This is a genomic window from Rhizobium sp. BK650, assembly GCF_014195325.1.
Lineage (GTDB): Bacteria > Pseudomonadota > Alphaproteobacteria > Rhizobiales > Rhizobiaceae > Rhizobium.
On the sequence record NZ_JACIBK010000006.1, the window covers coordinates 66,046 to 81,940 of the forward strand.

Sequence of the window (15,895 nt, forward strand, 5' to 3'; positions counted from 1 at the left end):
ATGCGACTGCTATTTCTGGGTGACATGGTCGGCAAGACGGGACGTACGGGGGTGTGGAACCGCCTGCCCGGCCTCGTTTCCGATCTGAAGCTCGACTTCGTCATCGTCAACGGCGAGAATGCTGCCGGCGGCTTCGGCATCACGGAAGATATTTTTCTGGAAACGATCAATGCCGGCGCCGATGTGGTGACAACTGGCAATCACGTCTGGGACCAAAAAGACGCGGTCGCATTTGCAGGCCGCCATGACCAGTTCCTGCGTCCCGCAAACTATCCTCAGGGAACACCCGGCCGCGGCTCCGGCCTTTTCTACGCCCGCAATGGCGCACGCGTCCTTGTTGCCAACATCATGGGTCGCGTCTTCATGCATCCCGAACTCGACGATCCCTTCAAGGCTGCCGAAACGATCCTTGATGCCTGCCCTCTGAAGGAACAGGCTGACGCGGTTATCTTCGATTTCCACGCGGAAGCGACGAGCGAAAAGCAGTGCTTCGGCCATTTCGTTGACGGCCGCGCCAGCTTCGTCGTCGGCACCCACACTCACGTGCCGACAGCCGATGCGCAGATCCTGAACGGCGGCACTGCCTATATGTCCGATGCCGGCATGTGCGGCGATTACGATTCGTCGCTCGGCATGGACAAGGAAGAACCACTCAACCGATTCATCTCCAAGATGCCAAAGGGCCGCATGGAGGCCGCAACCGGGCCTGCCACCATCTGCGGCGTTGGCGTGGAAATCTCAGATGCGACGGGATTGGCGGAGAAGATTGCCCCGTTGCGCCTCGGTCCGAGGCTGGCCGAAGCGATCCCGGAGTTCTGGCGCTAACACGCAATTGTGAGCATACCTCGTATGGACCGCTGCGGCAGCATGCCGCATCCTCCCCACCGTCGTGAAAGCGCCGGAGGGGTGGCATGAAGCCGTCTTGTCTTGTCTTCGCTGCCGCATGCCTTGCAGTCTTCACCGCGGCAAATCCTGCCATAGCTCAGGAAGGGCAAAGACCTGTCAGCCAGTGCCAGGCCATTGCCCAGAATATCCCCAAAGCGACCTTCGCGAACTTCTCTGGCGCGGCACCGGTAATACCTGCAGTCTCAGAGGGCGAGGATGTCAAATTTACCTATCTCGGCCATTCCACCTTCGAGATCGATACGCCTGGCGGCATCGTCATCGCCACCGATTACAATGGCTGGTACAAGCCGGCCGTGACACCCGATGTCGTCACCATGAACAAGGCACATCCGACGCATTACACCCTGACGCCGGATCCCGGCATCAAGCATGTTCTGCACGGCTGGAGCGACGTTCCTGGCGAAAAAGCCAAGATCAACCTCATGGTCGGCGATGCCTATATCCGCAATGTCACGACGGATATCCGCTTCAGCTATGGTCTCGGCGGATCGGAACTCGACGGCAATTCCATTTTTATCTTCGAGATTGCTGGCCTCTGCATCGGCCATCTCGGCCACCTGCATTACGAACTGACTGATACGCATTATGTCGAGATCGGCCGGCTCGATGTGGTCATGGTGCCGGTCGACGGCGGCCTCACTATGGGCGCGGATAGCATGAGCCGCGTCATCAAACGGCTGCGCTCGTCGCTGATCTTGCCAATGCATCGCCGCGGTCCACCGGTCAACGCCTTTATCTCAATGTTTGGCAACGGCTTCGACGTCAATTATGCGCCTGACAACACCATTACCGTTTCGCTGCGCACACTGCCGAAAAAGCCTCTGATTTATGTCATGAAGGACGTACAGTAGAAAGTCCGGACTGTGCCGGGCCTTCGGCTCATGCAAATTGCAAGTGCCGCTTGATGCCGACGTCGGGCATCTTCTCCTCGTCGAAATTGGCTTTGGCGATCTCCCATCCGAATTTCAGCTTGCTGCCGGTCGAGACCCATATGTCGGCGTCATCGACATGCATGGCAAGCATAGTCAGCTTCGGATCCTTCTTGCCGCCTTCGTACCAGGCGGCCACCACAGAGTTCCAGAACTCCTCGATCTTCGCGGGATCCGGACGTACCTCGATAACGCCGGATAGGCAGGCATGATAGTCATGGTTCTTGCCAATAACGCAAAAATGCGCGCGGCTGCCGGGCTTGATCATCTGCACAAGTTCGGCATCCGTCTTGGTATAGAACCAGATCGTATTGGTGGTCGGATCGACATTCGGAGCCATTGGCTGCATATGCATGTCGACAGCAGCAAGGCCGAGCATGCCGGCGTGAATGTCGTTGATCTGGTCCCAGAGCTGGCGTGCTGGTTGTTCGCGGGCGTCGCTGAAGCTTGCCATTGCCGTTCCTTTCCTGCGGGTGTTATCCGGTTGAAAACGCCGCCTCTCAGGCTTTGTTCCGCCACCTGCCGAGCTATGGAGACAGGACCGAATGGCTGCTTTTTCCTTGAATATCGCCCTTTCCGATCTTATAAGGCGGCCCATTCCGAACAATGAGACGTGAACAGGGGTGCCATGGCTGGCCATTCACAGTTTAAAAACATCATGCACCGCAAGGGCCGTCAGGATTCCGTGCGGTCGAAAATGTTCTCCAAGCTCGCGCGCGAAATCACCGTTGCCGCCAAGGCAGGTCTGCCCGATCCCTCGATGAACGCCCGCCTGCGTCTGGCGATCCAGAACGCCAAGGCTCAGTCGATGCCGAAGGATAATATCGACCGCGCCATCAAGAAGGCTTCCGGCGCCGATACCGAGAACTATGACGAAGTCCGTTACGAAGGCTACGGGCCGGGCGGCACGGCGATCATCGTCGAGGCCCTGACCGACAACCGCAACCGCACGGCCTCCAACGTCCGCTCGATCTTCACCAAGGCGGGTGGCGCCCTCGGCGAAACCGGTTCGGTCTCCTTCTCCTTCGATCACGTCGGCGAAATCACCTACAAGCTCTCTGCCGGCGATGCCGACAAGGTTATGGAAGCCGCAATCGAAGCCGGCGCGGATGATGTCGAGACAGACGAGGATGGCCATTACATCACCACCGCCTTCGAATCCCTCGGTGAAGTCGCCAAGGCGCTCGAAGCTTCACTCGGTGAAGCCGAGACCGTGAAGGCCGTCTGGCGCGCGCAGAACAATGTACCGGTCGACGAAGAAAGAGCCCAGTCGCTGCTGAAGCTCATCGACTCGCTTGAAGATGACGACGACGTTCAGAACGTTTATTCGAACTTTGAAGTCTCGGAAGAAGTTCTGGCCAAGCTCTCGGCTTAAGCCGTCCAGGATATCGAATCGAAAACCCGGCCATTCCGCCGGGTTTTTGTTTGCTGGGATACCCTGGCGGCTAGGCCGCAGCTCGCATGAAATTGCCGAGTCCGGCAAAGAGCTCCACCGATTTCAACCGTGCCTCGATATCATGGATCGGCATGGAGATGATGACCTCATCCGCCTGCGTCTCCTTGAGGAATTCATTGAGCTGGGCTTCGGCCGTGGCCGGCGAACCGACCACGGCGTAGCGCAGCGTGTGCTCCACATTCATCTTTTCCATCGGTGACCAAAAGGCGCCCATATCCCTGATCGGCCGCGGGAAGGGTCCACGTACGTTGCGCCGCAGATTAACGAACTGCTGCTGGGCCGAGGTGAAGTGATACTGCGCTTCCTCGTCCGTCGCGGAAACGGCGCCCATGACGCCGACCATCACATAGGGCTGGTCGAGTTCTGAAGAGGGCTGGAAGCGGTCGCGGTAGATCGCAATCGCATCGAGCAGCATATCGGGGGCAAAATGCGAGGCGAATGCAAAGGGCAGACCGAGCATGGCCGCAAGTTGGGCGCTGTATAGGCTGGAGCCAAGCAGCCAGATCGGGATGTGCGAGTTGTTGCCGGGTACGGCGAGGATCGCCTGGTTTTCGATCGGCGTACCGAGAAGCTGCTGCAGTTCCACCACATCATTGGGGAAGCTGTTTGCTCCGGCATCGAGGTTTCGGCGCAGCGCCTGCGCCGTACGCATGTCCGTTCCCGGTGCGCGGCCGAGGCCGAGATCGACGCGGCCGGGAAACAACGCTTCTAGCGTGCCGAACTGCTCAGCAATAACGAGCGGCGCATGGTTCGGCAGCATGACACCGCCCGAACCGATGCGGATGGTCTTCGTCACCGCCCCGATCTGCCCAAGAATGACCGATGTCGCTGCACTCGCGACGCCGGGCATGCCGTGATGCTCCGCCATCCAGAAACGCGTGTACCCGAATTCTTCCGCCTTCTGCGCCATGCGCTTCGAGGCCTCGAAGGATTGGCTGATGGTCGTGCCTTCGGCCACGGGGGAAAGATCGAGAATGGAAAAGGGAACCATGAAAACCTGCCGCGCGAGAATGGGAGTGCGGTCTATGTAGGTTCGCTGTGGCGCTATTCCAAATCGCGGTACAAACAAATGCACCGCTAAAATACGGTCACTCGTCGAAAGCTGGAGAGAATTTCAACGCACCTGACGGTGGCGCTCCCTGGAAGACGATCCTCTGGACATAGCGCTTATCGACATCGCCATAGGTCAGCTTGCCGTCGCTCTCGAAACCGACCCCGCGATAAACAGAAGGATTGCCAATCAGCGCGCAGCCAGTGGCATTGCGCTCTCTTAAGAGATCGAGCCCGTTCAAAATCAGCGCTCTGCCGATCCCCTGCCGCTGCCGTTCCGGCTTTACGGAAATAGGCCCGAGCCCATACCATCCTTGCTTGATGTCGCCCACGCTAATCGGTGAGAAAGCGACGTGGCCGACAATCTCTCCGCCGTCTTCCGCGACGAGCGATAGCGTCAGATCACCGGACGCGCGAAGATTCCTGACGATCCGCGCTTCGGTATTGTTGCTGAAAGGCATGGGCTCGAATGCCACCCGCGTCAATTCGTTAATGGCATCCGCATCCTCGGTCCTTTCAAGCCGGATCAGCATAATGTGATCAGGCACGCTTGCGCAGCTGATGCAACGCGCCGCTCTGTTGCTGATACCCTTCGGCAAGGGTGAAGTTGCCGAGCTGGCGGTCCATCTCCACAGCTTCGGTTGCCAGACGATGGATCGCGGCCGTCGTCTCTTCGACCATCGCCGCATTCTGTTGCGTCATGGAATCGAGTTCGGCGACAGAGCTGTTGATCTGCCTGAGCGTTTCGGCCTCCTCGCGGGTGGATTCCATGATCTCGTTGATCTGGCCATTGATGGCTTCGACATGGCCGCCAATACCAGTTAGTGCCAACCCTGCCCTTTCGACCAGCGCCACACCGCTTTCAACCTCATGCGTGGATTTCTGCAGCAGGCTGGAGATTTCCTTGGCCGCACTTGAAGACCGCTGCGCCAGTTCGCGTACTTCCATGGCGACGACGGCAAAACCCTTTCCGCTTTCGCCGGCACGGGCCGCCTCGACGCCGGCATTCAGAGCCAGCAGGTTGGTCTGGAAGGCGATATCGTCAATAACGGAGATGATCGTGTTGATCTGGCGCGAAGAGGCCTGGATCGCTTCCATGGCCGCAATCGTCTCGCGCATGATCTGGCTGGAGCCGATCGTTTCCTTCTTTGCATCGCGGGCGATACGCTCTGCCTGTTCGGCTCGTTCGATCTGTACGCGCACCGACTGGGTGATGGCGCTGATAGCATTGGCCGTCTCGGTGATCGAGCTAGCCTGCCGCTCGGTGCGCCCAGCCAGTTCATCCGCCCCTGTGCGCATCTCCTCGGAGCCGGCGCGCACAGCCATGGAATTGCCGCCGATCGCCGTCATCGTTTCGTTGAGCGTTGCCAAAGCCTCGTTGAAGTTCACGCGCAGGCTTTCGAGTTCGCTCGGGAAGCGTGTCTCGATCTGATAGGCGAGATCGCCGCTCGCCAGGTGATGGAGCCCCTCATCGAGTGCCGCGACGACATCCTGTAGGCTGCGGGCCTCTGCCTCGCGCTGTGCAAGATTCTGCTGGCGCTCGCTTTCGGCACGTGCACGCGTCCGCTCGTTTGCGGCTTCGAGTTGGCGACCTTCGATCAGCGACTGCTTGAAACGATTAAGCGCCTTCGCCATCGTACCGATCTCGTCCTTCCGGTTCTGGCTGCCGATCTCGACGTCCAGCTTGCCATCGGCGACCTCGCGGGTGACCCCAGCCAGGCGGGCGAGCGGTGAAAACAGGAAGTTGGTAACGAGCCCCGTGGCGATGGCCATGATGACGAGTACGCCGATGCCGATCCAGGTCAGCAGCGTCGCGATTTCGATGGAGCCAGCATTCAATTCACTGAGAAGCACGCTTTCGGCGACGAGGAAACGATCGCCGCGATAGTCGATGCTGCGCACATAAGCGCGTGCCTTGCCATCAGCGCGATCGAAATCAGCAACCGTCATTGCCGAACTCGCAAGCGCATCCTTGATAAAGGTGAACGGCGCAGTATCAAGTGTCGCAAGCTGACCGGATGCATTGAGACCAACGGCCGAACCATCAGCGGAAATGATGGCCGCCTTTGCCGTGCTGCCGGACACGATACCCTTTGCGAGAATGCTAGTGACGACATCGTCGCGCACCTTGAACAGCATTAGCGCCTTCGCCTGGCCGAGCTTGACGATCGGCACGGCATAGAAGATCGCCGACTTGCCGCTTCCACTATCGACACGGAGGCCGGAAAAGGCCGTTGGCGCGGAATCGTCGGTCGCCTTGGCGGTATTCTCGATCGCCTTGGCATAGGCGATGCCCGCGCCGGTCGACTTCCAGGCGTCCGATTTGAGGCTTTCGGCGAAATCGTCATTCTTCTTGTAGGAATAGAGCACGGTGCCATCGAGATCGACCATCAGGAGGTCACTGAAGGCCGTGTCGGCGAGATCGCGAGCCACTTCGCCCTGCGTCTTCTCGTGGCTCGAATAATAGAAACCACTCGGACCTTCAGGCTTTGCGAGCTTCTCGCGCTGGTCGGCCGGGTTTGGATTGTTCGTGATGAAGACCTTCTTGAGCTCCCCACGTGCATCGCCGGAGCTTTTCTCGATCGTCTTCCAGCCGCTCTTCAGGCTGGTAATCGCCATCTGCAGCGCTTCGATGCGCGCAATGGAGGTCGCCTGGTTCTCAAGCTGTACAAGCTGATCCTGCAGCATGTCACCGCGGAAGATCAGCACGCTCTCCTTGGCCTTCAGCGCCTGCTCGTCGGAAACGCGGCTGCTGGCGAAATAGGCGAGGATATTGATGAGAGCGACCGAAAGCGTGGTCAGCAGAATGAAGGTGGCGATCACCTTGAAGGACAGGGACTGAAATCTCTGAGCCATGAAAACGAACCCTTCCGGAACGGCGCCGCCGACGAGTGAAATCACGGAGAGATCACCCGCCGGTTGAACTGTAAACAGACCATCGGAAGCCTTAAGCTTTGCGAAAGCCGGCCCCTCTCACATCTGATGGATTACAATTCGGGCATCCGGTTTAATTCGCGGTAAATGCGACCCCGCAAAAACAAGGCATGTTTTCGCTTTGTTCACATATCGATGGCACTTATTTCGCCATCGCTATAGGGTGAGCCATGCAAAATACGATTCGCATCATCGGGATCGATCCCGGCCTTCGCCGCACCGGGTGGGGCATCATCGATACACTCGGCAATTCGCTGCGCTTCGTTGCCTCGGGAACCGTCACTTCGGACGGTGATATGGACCTCGCTTCACGCCTCTGCCAACTACATGACGGCCTTGCCGATGTCGTCCATTCCTACAAGCCGGATGAGGCCGCCGTCGAACAGACTTTCGTCAACAAGGATGCGGTGGCGACACTGAAGCTCGGCCAGGCCCGCGGCATCGCCATGCTGGTGCCGGCCCGCGCTGGTCTCCCGGTGTCGGAATATGCGCCGAATGCGGTAAAGAAGACCGTCATTGGCGTCGGCCACGGCGAAAAGCAGCAGATCCACATGATGCTGAAGATCCTGATGCCAAAGGCGGAGTTCAAGGGCAACGATGCTGCGGACGCCTTGGCGATTGCCATCTGCCATGCCCATCACCGCGGCGGAAACCGCATGCGCCAAGCCATAGCCAACGCTCCCGCAACCCATCCCTGACGGAACAAGATCATGATCGGCAAGCTGAAAGGCACCATAGACGAAATCGGCGATGATTATGTGCTCGTGGATGTGCATGGCGTCTGCTACGTCGCCTATTGCTCGGCGCGCACGCTTTCAAAGCTCGGCTCCGTCGGAGAGGCCTGCGTGCTTTTCATCGAGACCTACGTGCGCGAGGACCAGCTGAAACTCTTCGGTTTCCAGACCCAGCTTGAACGCGAATGGTTCAATCTGCTGCAGAGCGTTCAGGGCGTCGGTGCGAAGGTGGCGCTCGCCGTGCTTTCGGCGCTGACACCTCCCGAACTTGCCAATGCGATCGCTCTGCAGGATAAGGCCGCAGTCTCCCGCGCCCAGGGCGTCGGGCCTAAGGTCGCGGTGCGCATCGTCACTGAACTCAAGAACAAGGCCCCCGCCTTTGCCGGCGAGGCGATCAATATCGGCCTTAAGCAGGAGATCGGCGAGGGCGTAGCCGCTGCGCCCGTTGCCGACGCTGTTTCGGCTCTGACCAATCTTGGCTATTCCCGCGACCAGGCCGCCAACGCCGTCGCCGCTGCGATGAAGACAGCTGGCGAAGATGCAGACAGCGCCAAGCTGATCCGCCTCGGACTTAGGGAACTCTCACGTTGACGCCCCGGCCGGGTGTCAATGGCGGCCGCTTGGTGTATGGACTTGAGCAAGCTTTGAACGGAAATGCTGATGAGTGATGCCCGCCTAATAACGCCGGAAAAGCGTGGCGAAGACCTGGACACGACGCTGCGCCCGCAATCGCTGGACGAGTTTACCGGCCAGGCGGAGGCACGCGCCAACCTCAAGATCTTCATCGAAGCAGCCAAGAACAGGGGCGAAGCGCTGGACCACGTTCTCTTCGTCGGCCCGCCGGGCCTCGGCAAGACGACGCTGGCGCAGATCATGGCGAAAGAACTCGGCGTCAACTTCCGCTCGACCTCCGGCCCTGTGATTGCAAAGGCCGGCGATCTGGCCGCCCTTCTGACTAATTTGGAAGAGCGCGACGTGCTCTTCATCGACGAAATCCACCGCCTGAACCCGGCGGTCGAGGAAATCCTCTATCCGGCGATGGAAGATTTTCAGCTCGACCTCATCATCGGCGAAGGTCCGGCCGCCCGATCGGTGAAAATCGATCTGTCGAAATTCACGCTCGTTGCCGCCACGACCCGCCTCGGCTTGCTGACCACGCCGCTGCGCGACCGCTTCGGCATCCCAGTGCGCCTCTCCTTCTACACAGTGGAAGAGCTGGAACTGATCGTTCGCCGCGGTGCCCGTTTGATGGGCCTCGCCATGACTGACGACGGCGCCCGCGAGATCGCGCGCCGCGCCCGCGGCACACCGCGCATCGCCGGCCGTCTGCTGCGCCGCGTGCGTGATTTCGCCGAAGTCGCAAGGGCTGAGGCCGTGACCCGCGAGATCGCCGACGAGGCGCTGACCCGCCTGCTGGTTGACAATATGGGACTCGACCAGCTCGATAAGCGCTATCTCAACATGATCGCCGTCAATTTCGGCGGTGGCCCGGTCGGCATCGAAACCATCGCCGCCGGCCTCTCCGAGCCGCGTGACGCGATCGAAGACATCATCGAGCCCTATATGATCCAGCAGGGTTTCATCCAGCGCACACCGCGCGGCCGCGTTCTGACCGCAATCGCGTGGAAACATCTCGGCATGCAGCCGCCGAAGGATATGGAGGCTGCACAGTTCGGGCTGTTTCGAGAGGACGATTGATTGATCAGCCGGCGTGGCTTCCTCAAATTGGCGGGCAGCAGTTTTGCCGGCCTCATGGCACTCGGCGGATATACCTTCGCCTATGAACCGCTGGCTCGGCTGGCAATTTCCCGTTACGCGTTGACGCCTCCAGGATGGACGCCCGGCCTGAAACTGCGGCTGGTCGCGCTGGCTGACTTTCACGCCTGCGAACCCTGGATGTCCACGGCCCGTATCGCCTCGATCTGTGCCCGAGCCAACGAATTGGAAGGCGACTTGACGCTCCTTCTTGGCGACTATGCTGCCGGTATGAATATGGTGACTGGGTATGTTCATTCCAGCGAGTGGTCAAAGGCGCTGGCGACGCTCAAAGCCCCGCTCGGCGTCCATGCCATCATGGGCAACCATGATTGGTGGGAGGATAGAACCGCCCAGAGGAACGGCGGAGGCGATACATTCGGACATCGGGCTTTGGCCGAAGCCGGCATTCCGGTCTACAGCAATCGTGCCGTTCGGCTGGAGAAGAATGGGCACCGCTTCTGGCTGGCAGGCCTGGAAGACCAACTAGCGCTCCTGCCCGGCAGAAAATGGGGCCGCAGCCAGATACGGGGCCTCGACGATCTCGACGGGACGCTTGCGCAGGTTTCCGACAACGCGCCCGTTGTCTTGCTTGCCCACGAGCCTGATATTTTCCCGCGCGTGCCGGAGCGAGTATCGCTTACCCTGTCCGGTCACACGCATGGAGGACAGATCCGCTTTTTCGGTTATTCGCCAATCGTACCCTCGCGTTATGGTGATCGCTATGCCTACGGCCATGTTGTGGAGAACGGCCGAAACATCATCGTTTCCGGCGGGCTCGGTTGCTCTATCGCGCCGGTGCGCTTTGGCGTTCCGCCGGAGATAGTGGTCATCGATATCGGATAATATCATTGCCCAAGAGAACCGTCGTTCGCCTCAATGCAGGCAGCCAGCGCTTCAACTACCGCATCGCCGGGCTCGGCTTCCGCGACGGGCATGTGCTTGTGCATCGCGCCCTTCACGAACCTTTTTGGACTTTTCCCGGCGGCCGAGCTGAGATCGGGGAAACTTCCCTGGAAACGCTGAGACGGGAAATGATGGAAGAGCTCGGTGTCGAAGTGAGCGTCGGCCGCCTGCTCTGGATCGTCGAGAATTTCTTCCGTTACGAAGGTCGTGACTGGCACGAACTCGGCTTCTATTATCTCATGGAAATCCCGCAGGAGTTCCCATTCCGCACGCATGAGATCATTCATCGGGTTGAGGATGGCGACAATCACCTGGAATTTAAATGGGTGCCCGCAACAGTCCAGGCCCTGACCGCGCTCGATATTCCGCCCTACTTCATCGCAAGCGAGATCGAAAACCTGCCGACCTCGCCCCGTCATCTCGTGTGGCGCGATGGTGATCTCGACAAGGACTAGGGCAAAAACGTGAGGCGGTTTGCGTCCAGAATTGCGTGCGAACAAGGAGATAAAGCGTTCGAAGAAAAGAAGAGTGCCTTAAGGAGGAAACACAATGCCGAGTTTCGATCCCTCTCGCATGTTCCGAAAGCTCGCCTATAACAACGCTTTGGCGAACCACCGGCTTCTTGCCGCCTGCTCAGCCCTCAAGCCGGGTGAATTCGAAGCCACGCGCACAAACTTTTTCCCGTCGATCAAATCGACGCTGAACCACATCCTCACGGTCGACTGGTTCTATGTTGATGGGCTCGAAGACGGCACACTCGGCCTTCGCGCTTTCGGCATCGAAGAACCCTTTGACGATCTGCGGTCGCTCTCGGCAGAGCAGGCGAAGGTCGACCAGCGCCTCGTTGGCGTCTGCGAGACGCTGACGCCGGAAAGACTTGTCTCGATCGTGGAGATCCAGCGCGAAGGCCGCATCCAGCGGGAGCGCATGGAGGATGTGCTGAGCCATCTCTTCCAGCATCAGACGCACCATCGTGGGCAGGTGCATGCCATGCTGTCCGGCAGCAGCGTCGCGCCACCGCAATTGGATGAATTTATCGTCGATGACGACGCGAGATTCCGGGGCAGCGAGATCGCTGCCCTTGGATGGAGCGAAGAGAGGCTGATGCGTTAGCTCTTCAAGCGCTCCTTCAGGCCATCGATGATCGTTTTGGTCAAAAGATCGTAATTTTCATCGAAGTGATGATCGCCCGGCAGTTCGATGACCTCGCCGCCAACATCCTTGACAGCGGGGCAGGCAACATCGTCGTCATCGTCCTTGCCGTAGATGCACTGGACGAGTTTCGGATCGGCACCTTTGAGATCCTTGATGGGGTCGCCGCCCGCCCCCTCGGTTTTCTGACCGAGCCACCCCATCACGGAAATGACATAATCGACCTGGTGCGACAGCGACAGAAGCGAAATCTGTGCAACAGCTGCCTTCTCCGCCGGCTTCAAAAGCTGATAGGTGGCAGGCACGACATCCGCGCCGAACGAATAACCGATCAATAGGACGCGCTTCACCTTCCACTGCTTGCGGTAGAAGTCGATGATGCGAGAAAGGTCGTCGGCCGTTTCCTGCGGCTTCCGCTCCGTCCAGAAGTACCGCAGCGAGTCGATGCCGACGACCGGAATACCCTCTTTCTGGAGCTTCCCGCCTACTTCCTTGTCGATATCGCGCCAGCCGCCGTCACCCGAATAGATCACCGCCATCGTGTCGAAGTTCGGCTTGGTGTCGAGAATGGCAAGCGGCAGACCCAGCGGATTGTCGAAAGCGCCCGAAGCTGTCACCAGGTCGTCTAACGTATCGGCAAATACCGTCTGCGCGTCATCGTCGGATTCGCGGATGTCAATGGCATCATGCGTCTTCTTGAGGTCCTCGACATGGGCGCGGCCGTCCTTGTCGGCCTTCGGCGTGAAGGTCGCGATGATCGGGTCTGGAAGTACACCGTCGGTGAGTCCATAGATGCTGCGGTCTCCAACCACTTTCCTCTTGGCCGGCGTGCAGAGCTCCTTGGTCAGCGGAATGCCTGCGCGCGGATCGACAGCGAAGGTCTGCCCAATCGTCGCATCGGGCGTCTGCGCGGCAATGGTGAGCGCCAGCGCGCCACCTTCGCCAATACCGGCAACGATCGGCAGGTGATAGGGACTGTTGCCGGCGGCGCGTTGCACCTGCTGGCTGAGCGATTCAATATCGGAGACCGTATAGATACAGCCATCATTCAGGCTGAGGTCGTAGCGGTTCAATGCCTCCATATAGGACGGAAAATCGATACCGACGACGACGGAGCCCTGCGAAACCAGGCGGTCGGCCTCAGTCTTTTCATTGTCGCTCCAACCGGCCGCATCGGAAATTAGAAAGACTGCGCCCTTCACCTCGCCCTGGGGCAGGAAGATATGCGGCGAAGGGATGAGGCCGGTCTCAAAGCTCTGGGTGGTTTCATCAGCGGCATAAGACGGCACGGCCGCAAGCATGCTGATGCATGCAGCAGCAAACAGGTATTTTTTCATCATTTTCTCACTACCCCTTTCAATCCGCCCCCGATCAGAAATGTCGCATCCATCAATGCGATCATCGGATTGCCTCCTCCGGAGACCGCAAGATAGCGCGGTTGCCAGTGCGGATGAAACTTGGATTTGAAGGCGCGAAGCCCCTTGAAGTTATAGAAGCGCTCGCCGTGTTCGAAGATTGTACCGCCGATACGATCCCAGACGGGCGCCACCTCGCGTTTCGACATGCCGGAGAGGGGCGCCATGCCGAGGTTGAAATGCGTAAAGCCCTGGCCGCGCAGATATTCCATGATCTGCACGAACAGGAAGTCCATGGAGCCCTTCGGAGCATCGGGCGAGAAGCGCATCAGGTCGATCGTTCCCTCCTCCTTTGCCGAGGTGACGAGGATATTGGCAAAGGCAACGATCCGGCCGTCTTTCTTGAGAACGCCGACCGGCTGCGACATCACATAGTCAGGATCGAAGGCACCGAGCGAGAAACCCTTTTCCTTCGCATTGTGATGTTCAAGCCACGCGTTGGAAACCGCCGAGAGGTCGTCGATGATTGCCGGAATACCCGCAGGTTCGACAACAGCGAACTCCAGTCCGTCGCGCTGGGCACGGCTTGCGGTTTGACGCAGATTCGCCCATTTGCCGCCCTTCATTTCGAAGGTGCGCAGATCGACCACTGCCAGTTCACCGAGCTTGAAGGCGCGTAAGCCGGCATCGGCGCAATGCGAAAGCAGCGCCGGCGAGATTTGGTAGAATACAGCGCGGCATCCTGCAGCACGCGCCGCTTCCACGAAACGCCAGACCAGTTCCGGCGCAGCATGATGGTCGCCGATCGGATCATACAGTGCGATCCATGATCGGCCTTGCCGGCCATACATGATGAAAGCGTCGCCCTTTTCAGAGAACATGATGGACTTGTCGCCCATGCGCACAAGGTTGGCGTCCGCACTATCCTGCTTCTCGACGATCTCGACGGCACGGCGCACCGCCTCCTCATCCGCGGGCTCCGGTTTGAATGTCGCCGGCCGCAACAGGCTGAAAATGGCAATGGCCGAGGAAATGATGGAGATGCCGAGCACGGCACGCAGGCCGCGCGGCGCTTCCGCCGCAAATTCGAACTGCCACCAAAGCTCGTTGCTATACTCCACATCGCGATAGACGAAGAGCAGGATGACGACAGCGCCGACAATGATCACGGCGATCGCCGTCAGCCAGGAAGTCGTCATCGCCTGGTTGAGAAGCGAAGCGTGGCGGGTAAAAAGCCGGCGGCTGACAAAGAGACCGAAAACCAGGAACGCCAGGAACGCCGCTTCGACAAGAGCGATCGCCTTCAGCAGCGAAAGTGTCAGGGCAGCAACGGCGGAAAAGACTGCTACCCACCACGCGCCATCAAGCCGCTGACCAAGGCCCCGCGCCGCGACGACAAGTGCAAGCCCGAGCAGGCTGGAGAGGAAATGCGCACTTTCTACAATTGGCAGGGGCAGATAATTAGAGAGAAATTCCAGGTTCTGATCGGGCGTCGGCGTCACGCTCGAAAAGATCAGCATGACGCCCAGAAGCAGCGCCAGCGCCGAAAGAAGCTGCGGCATCAGCCGCCCGCCGATACGCCGCACGCTGGACGCGGCCGGATGATCCACGAAGCGGCGAAGCTCCGTTCCCGACACCGCGAGTATGGCGATCAGCAGCGGCAAGACGTGATAGATCAGGCGATAAAGAACCAGTGAGCCGAGAACGGCATCGATATTCACCGCGCTGCCGAGGGAGGCGATGATGACGGTCTCGAAAACGCCGAGACCCGCCGGCACATGGCTCAGCACGCCAAGCCCGACGGCAATCGCGTAAACCGCCAGAAACACCGGCCAGCCGATCGCCGTTTGAGGCAAGAGCACGTAGAGCACGGACGCGGAGGCCGCGATATCGAATGCGGTCACCAGAAACTGACGCGACCAGGTGCGCGAATCCGGCAGGCGGAGGGTGACCGACCCGATCTCGATTACCTGGCCCTCGCGGCCGAGCACCATGAGAGAGCCGAGAACTGCCAGAATGGCCGCCGCAATCAGGCGAAGCCAGAGGCTGCCGACGCCGACCAGCGGGGCGATCTCGTTGGCGATGATGAGAAGCGCGATTGCGGCGACGGCAGCGAGGCCGAGACCGAAGGAAAGCGTCACGAAAGCAATGATACGGCCGATATCTTCGGGCGATATTCCAAGCCTTGTATAAGCGCGGTAACGGATCGCCCCGCCTGACAGTGCGCCGAAACCGGCAGTATTGCCGACCGCGTAGGCGCTGAAGGCCGTCAGTGCGACATGGGGAAAAGGTAGCCGTTTGCCGATATAGTCGATGGCGTTCAGATCGTAGAAGACAAGTGCCAGAAAGCTCAGAGCCGTAAACAACAGGGCGAGCAGGATCGAGCTCAGCCGTGTCTCCGCCAGGGCCTCGACGACGTCGTCATAGCGCACCTCGTCCGTCAACTGCATGATCGCATAACCGACAAGGCAAAAAATGAGGAGCGTGGCAAGAGCCGTCAGCAGCGTGCGATAGCGCCGAAAAACCGCGCCAACGGAAAAACCTTCTTCCGTCTCTGAATTCTCTTCCAACTTGCCGTGACCCGACATTTCGTACCTGCTGCAATTGCCAACCTGGCGGGAATCTCTTTTGAGAGCCGTAACATACGCAACATGCAAGCTCTATGAACGATGTTGCGGCTATCCCCACCCGCGCGCTTGCGGCCTCCTTCACCTCCAA

The 15,895-nt window shown here is 59.4% G+C and carries 15 protein-coding genes; 9 read left to right on the top strand and 6 right to left on the bottom strand.

Features of this window, described 5'->3' with window-relative positions; translation table 11 throughout:
• Together FHX15_RS16060 and FHX15_RS16065 are read left to right on the top strand one after the other, a co-directional pair.
• Positions 1 to 825 (top strand): YmdB family metallophosphoesterase, encoded by an 825-nt coding sequence (locus tag FHX15_RS16060; RefSeq protein WP_184398756.1) that lies wholly within the window; start codon positions 1 to 3, stop codon positions 823 to 825.
• Positions 826 to 911: 86 nt separating this feature from the next.
• Entirely contained in the window at positions 912 to 1,757 is an 846-nt protein-coding gene (locus FHX15_RS16065; RefSeq protein WP_184398758.1) for an MBL fold metallo-hydrolase, read from the top strand.
• Between the two features lie 28 nt (positions 1,758 to 1,785).
• Here the strand turns inward: FHX15_RS16065 and FHX15_RS16070 are convergent, their stop codons facing one another.
• On the bottom strand, positions 1,786 to 2,289 hold the full coding sequence (locus FHX15_RS16070; protein ID WP_184398759.1) for a pyridoxamine 5'-phosphate oxidase family protein: 504 nt from the start codon (positions 2,287 to 2,289) through the stop codon (positions 1,786 to 1,788).
• 174 nt (positions 2,290 to 2,463) lie between these two features.
• Here FHX15_RS16070 and FHX15_RS16075 point away from each other — a divergent pair, with 174 nt between their 5' ends.
• A complete protein-coding gene (locus FHX15_RS16075; protein WP_184398760.1) occupies positions 2,464 to 3,210 on the top strand; it encodes a YebC/PmpR family DNA-binding transcriptional regulator in 747 nt (248 codons plus the stop codon).
• A gap of 70 nt (positions 3,211 to 3,280) precedes the next feature.
• Here FHX15_RS16075 and FHX15_RS16080 read toward each other — a convergent pair whose 3' ends face one another.
• The 3 genes from FHX15_RS16080 to FHX15_RS16090 all read right to left on the bottom strand — a co-directional run bounded on the left by FHX15_RS16080 (position 3,281) and on the right by FHX15_RS16090 (position 7,197).
• A complete protein-coding gene (locus tag FHX15_RS16080) occupies positions 3,281 to 4,282 on the bottom strand; it encodes an LLM class flavin-dependent oxidoreductase (RefSeq protein WP_184398761.1) in 1,002 nt (333 codons plus the stop codon).
• A gap of 97 nt (positions 4,283 to 4,379) precedes the next feature.
• Positions 4,380 to 4,874, bottom strand: coding sequence for a GNAT family N-acetyltransferase (locus tag FHX15_RS16085; protein WP_184398762.1), 495 nt, complete (start codon positions 4,872 to 4,874; stop codon positions 4,380 to 4,382).
• Between the two features lie 7 nt (positions 4,875 to 4,881).
• The gene (locus tag FHX15_RS16090; protein ID WP_184398763.1) at positions 4,882 to 7,197 is read right to left on the bottom strand and encodes a methyl-accepting chemotaxis protein; all 2,316 of its coding nucleotides are present in this window, start codon (positions 7,195 to 7,197) and stop codon (positions 4,882 to 4,884) included.
• Between the two features lie 248 nt (positions 7,198 to 7,445).
• Here FHX15_RS16090 and ruvC point away from each other — a divergent pair, with 248 nt between their 5' ends.
• The 6 genes from ruvC to FHX15_RS16120 all read left to right on the top strand — a co-directional run bounded on the left by ruvC (position 7,446) and on the right by FHX15_RS16120 (position 11,783).
• Positions 7,446 to 7,973 (top strand): crossover junction endodeoxyribonuclease RuvC, encoded by a 528-nt coding sequence (gene ruvC, locus FHX15_RS16095; RefSeq protein ID WP_184398764.1) that lies wholly within the window; start codon positions 7,446 to 7,448, stop codon positions 7,971 to 7,973.
• A gap of 12 nt (positions 7,974 to 7,985) precedes the next feature.
• On the top strand, positions 7,986 to 8,600 hold the full coding sequence (gene ruvA, locus FHX15_RS16100) for a Holliday junction branch migration protein RuvA (protein ID WP_132656932.1): 615 nt from the start codon (positions 7,986 to 7,988) through the stop codon (positions 8,598 to 8,600).
• A gap of 66 nt (positions 8,601 to 8,666) precedes the next feature.
• Positions 8,667 to 9,707 carry a Holliday junction branch migration DNA helicase RuvB gene (ruvB, locus tag FHX15_RS16105; protein ID WP_184399260.1) on the top strand — a complete coding sequence of 347 codons (1,041 nt, stop codon included), beginning with the start codon at positions 8,667 to 8,669 and terminating at the stop codon, positions 9,705 to 9,707.
• On the top strand, positions 9,708 to 10,610 hold the full coding sequence (locus FHX15_RS16110) for a metallophosphoesterase (RefSeq protein WP_184398765.1): 903 nt from the start codon (positions 9,708 to 9,710) through the stop codon (positions 10,608 to 10,610).
• Positions 10,611 to 10,615: 5 nt separating this feature from the next.
• Positions 10,616 to 11,125, top strand: a complete 510-nt coding sequence (locus tag FHX15_RS16115) for an NUDIX hydrolase (RefSeq protein ID WP_184398767.1) — start codon at positions 10,616 to 10,618, stop codon at positions 11,123 to 11,125.
• Between the two features lie 94 nt (positions 11,126 to 11,219).
• A complete protein-coding gene (locus tag FHX15_RS16120; protein WP_184398768.1) occupies positions 11,220 to 11,783 on the top strand; it encodes a DinB family protein in 564 nt (187 codons plus the stop codon).
• Here FHX15_RS16120 and FHX15_RS16125 read toward each other — a convergent pair.
• Entirely contained in the window at positions 11,780 to 13,162 is a 1,383-nt protein-coding gene (locus FHX15_RS16125) for a virulence factor family protein (protein ID WP_184398769.1), read from the bottom strand. The two genes, FHX15_RS16120 and FHX15_RS16125, sit on opposite strands and share 4 nt — an antisense overlap.
• Complete coding sequence (gene mprF / locus FHX15_RS16130) at positions 13,159 to 15,765, bottom strand: bifunctional lysylphosphatidylglycerol flippase/synthetase MprF (RefSeq protein WP_184398770.1); 2,607 nt, start codon at positions 15,763 to 15,765, stop codon at positions 13,159 to 13,161. Before mprF ends, FHX15_RS16125 begins: the two co-directional genes overlap by 4 nt.
• Positions 15,766 to 15,895 lie beyond the last annotated feature (130 nt).

Coding starts and splice junctions, on each gene's coding strand:
- FHX15_RS16060 (WP_184398756.1), top strand. CDS start 1: ATGCGACTGCTATTTCTGGGTGACATGGTCGGCAAGACGGGACGTACG.
- FHX15_RS16065 (WP_184398758.1), top strand. CDS start 912: ATGAAGCCGTCTTGTCTTGTCTTCGCTGCCGCATGCCTTGCAGTCTTC.
- FHX15_RS16070 (WP_184398759.1), bottom strand. CDS start 2,289: ATGGCAAGCTTCAGCGACGCCCGCGAACAACCAGCACGCCAGCTCTGG.
- FHX15_RS16075 (WP_184398760.1), top strand. CDS start 2,464: ATGGCTGGCCATTCACAGTTTAAAAACATCATGCACCGCAAGGGCCGT.
- FHX15_RS16080 (WP_184398761.1), bottom strand. CDS start 4,282: ATGGTTCCCTTTTCCATTCTCGATCTTTCCCCCGTGGCCGAAGGCACG.
- FHX15_RS16085 (WP_184398762.1), bottom strand. CDS start 4,874: ATGCTGATCCGGCTTGAAAGGACCGAGGATGCGGATGCCATTAACGAA.
- FHX15_RS16090 (WP_184398763.1), bottom strand. CDS start 7,197: ATGGCTCAGAGATTTCAGTCCCTGTCCTTCAAGGTGATCGCCACCTTC.
- ruvC (WP_184398764.1), top strand. CDS start 7,446: ATGCAAAATACGATTCGCATCATCGGGATCGATCCCGGCCTTCGCCGC.
- ruvA (WP_132656932.1), top strand. CDS start 7,986: ATGATCGGCAAGCTGAAAGGCACCATAGACGAAATCGGCGATGATTAT.
- FHX15_RS16120 (WP_184398768.1), top strand. CDS start 11,220: ATGCCGAGTTTCGATCCCTCTCGCATGTTCCGAAAGCTCGCCTATAAC.
- FHX15_RS16125 (WP_184398769.1), bottom strand. CDS start 13,162: ATGATGAAAAAATACCTGTTTGCTGCTGCATGCATCAGCATGCTTGCG.
- mprF (WP_184398770.1), bottom strand. CDS start 15,765: ATGTCGGGTCACGGCAAGTTGGAAGAGAATTCAGAGACGGAAGAAGGT.